Genomic DNA, 2,322 nt, shown 5'->3' on the forward strand with positions numbered 1-2,322 from the left:
GGAACTTAAATTCCTAAGAATATTGGACAATCGCTTATTCAATCGTACATCGCCCATAACTTGGTTTTTCACTTCGTCCATGACCCAGTCCTGCATAATTACCCATCCAAATCTGTAGCTCTTACCATGCCAAAACTGTAACTCATTGATTTTTACAATAAAACTGGAAAAACTTGTGTATAAAACTTAGCGCCCGGCTCTGCGGCTGACAAAAGTGGCGCTGCTTTTGCGTCAGCAAAAGGAGTGACGCTTTTGGCAGTCCGACAGCAGCCGCTTGTTAAGCCGTGACTACCTCGATTGTTGTTTCGAAAGTGAACGGCTCATTTTGAGCCACACCCTCATTCTCAAATTCAACGACAACGGAACCTTTTATGTCATAGCGGCCATCATTTGCTTTAGAAAACACTAGCTCTTTTACACTACACCAATTGTGAGCACAACCGACATAAACCGAGCCTTCTGCTTCTGGGTATGACTCGTGTGATAAATTAGCCCCATCGAGTTCCGCTGCATTCTCTAAGTTTAACTCGTACCAATCCAAGACTATTTCAGTTGATAGTGGCTGCTCCTCATACTCAAGACCTGAATCAAAAGGTTCTAGAGGTATGGTTATACGATGAAATAATGTTTTCTGTAACCCGATACTCTCGTTCTCAAACCAGTAGGCCTCAACCTTACCGTTTTTAGCTTTAGTTTTTCTCTGTAATTCGATTTTATTCATAGCTTCAATTCTGGCTTGGCTTAACGCCCAAGCTCAGTGGAAACTTGAGGCTGGATTTGTATTGCGCGATCAGCGCAAAGTCAAAGCCAGGGTCAAGTTTTCCACTGCAGCTATTTGTTATGCTTTACTTGTTAACTGAGACATGAGAATAATTTGCATTACCCTCTAGTTTAAACTCACCGTCAGCACTATATACTCTTGCATATATTGGCCCATTGAAAGGCCCTCTCGCCGCAAGACGATGACAAAAAACTCCATCCTCACAACTGTCATGGATTAAATTCATTTCCTCAGTAATTGTTAGAAAGTTTGCTCCCCCACAATGTAAACACTTTTCTCCTGCTACCCGATTCATTTTCCAAGAAATATAACTCTTTAGAATTTCTTGTGATTCTTTTACTGGTATATTACTACTACAGAACGGAACTTCTATTTCAACGCCATCTGAAACAGCCTTATAGGTATGCTCAAACTCTCTGATTGTTGGTATATCTTCCGCAACGGAAGCAGCCTCGCAGTCAAAACACCAGACAGGTTTAATTATTACAGATATTAAATCTTTATATTCCAACCTATCCATCGATGATTCAATCTCAACCAACGAATAGTAGTAAACACGCCCAGGGCCATGAGGAAAAAAATATTCTTCACCGCATTTAAAACATCTAATCGAATCGATGTCATACAATTTGCGCAACTATTAATCCTCCAGAAGCATAACGTTGCCAACAGGGGTAGCCGGAGCGTTTGCGTGCGAAGCGCGCTGCGTAGGCTGTCCAGCCTAGCCCCACAGGGGCTGGGCGAGCCTGCTTGGCCTGGTTATAGCTGGCGCGCACTGAACGACCTACTTGCTCTCTGCCAGCCACCTTTGGCTGGCCACTGCCCGATAAATTTACTGGGAAAAATACCATACTTTCCCCAACGGTTAACTAACTGACTGGCACTCCACAATGCTGCAGCTAGCTTGCAGAACTTGTTGGCTTTAAACGAAGGCACTTGAACGGAACTGCGGTGCCAACTTGCAGGAAAACTCTCTGGAAAAATGTGATCAGGAAGAGATTGGTGCTTGCAGCAACTTCAAACTACCAAAAAAATGACCGCCACAATAACGTTGCCAACAGGGGCAGCCGGAGCGTTTGCGTGCGAAGCGCGCTGCGTAGGCTGTCCAGCCTAGCCCCACAGGGGCTGGGCGAGCCTGCTTGGCCTGGTTATAGCTGGCGCGTACTGAACAACCTACTTGCTCTCTGCCAGCCAACTTTGGCTGGCCACTGCCCAATATTTACGAAGAAAGAATACCGCACTTTCCCCAACCAATTCCTATCTTACTCGCACTCCACGAAATTGCTGCTGACTGCCTCTTTTTACAGCACCTGAGCGAACGATCTAGGAGCGAAACTGCTTGAATAGCAATCAATAAAAACTGCTCAATACTGGCTGCTATTTAGTGGCACTAAGCTTTCAGTTACTACGAAAAATCAATAAAATCGACCGCCACAATAACGCTTAGATAACCTGCGCTGCAGGCGGTAAAAAAAACAGCCTGGCACTGGATTTAGGCCGAACTAAACAGCCCCTCTCCTGCAGTGTCAGGTTCATCGTAT

The 2,322-nt window shown here is 44.9% G+C and carries 4 protein-coding genes; all 4 read right to left on the bottom strand.

Features of this window, described 5'->3' with window-relative positions:
• Positions 1-96: transposase DNA-binding-containing protein (locus ACCI49_RS25170; protein WP_503629704.1), on the bottom strand; the 96-nt coding region annotated here is incomplete at its 3' end.
• Between the two features lie 181 nt (positions 97-277).
• On the bottom strand, positions 278-721 hold the full coding sequence (locus ACCI49_RS24355; RefSeq protein WP_371841849.1) for a hypothetical protein: 444 nt from the start codon (positions 719-721) through the stop codon (positions 278-280).
• 124 nt (positions 722-845) lie between these two features.
• The gene (locus ACCI49_RS24360) at positions 846-1,418 is read right to left on the bottom strand and encodes a hypothetical protein (RefSeq protein ID WP_371841850.1); all 573 of its coding nucleotides are present in this window, start codon (positions 1,416-1,418) and stop codon (positions 846-848) included.
• Complete coding sequence (locus ACCI49_RS24365; RefSeq protein ID WP_371841851.1) at positions 1,402-1,632, bottom strand: hypothetical protein; 231 nt, start codon at positions 1,630-1,632, stop codon at positions 1,402-1,404. Before ACCI49_RS24365 ends, ACCI49_RS24360 begins: the two co-directional genes overlap by 17 nt.
• Positions 1,633-2,322 lie beyond the last annotated feature (690 nt).

Source organism: Microbulbifer epialgicus (assembly GCF_041447265.1).
Lineage (GTDB): Bacteria > Pseudomonadota > Gammaproteobacteria > Pseudomonadales > Cellvibrionaceae > Microbulbifer > Microbulbifer epialgicus.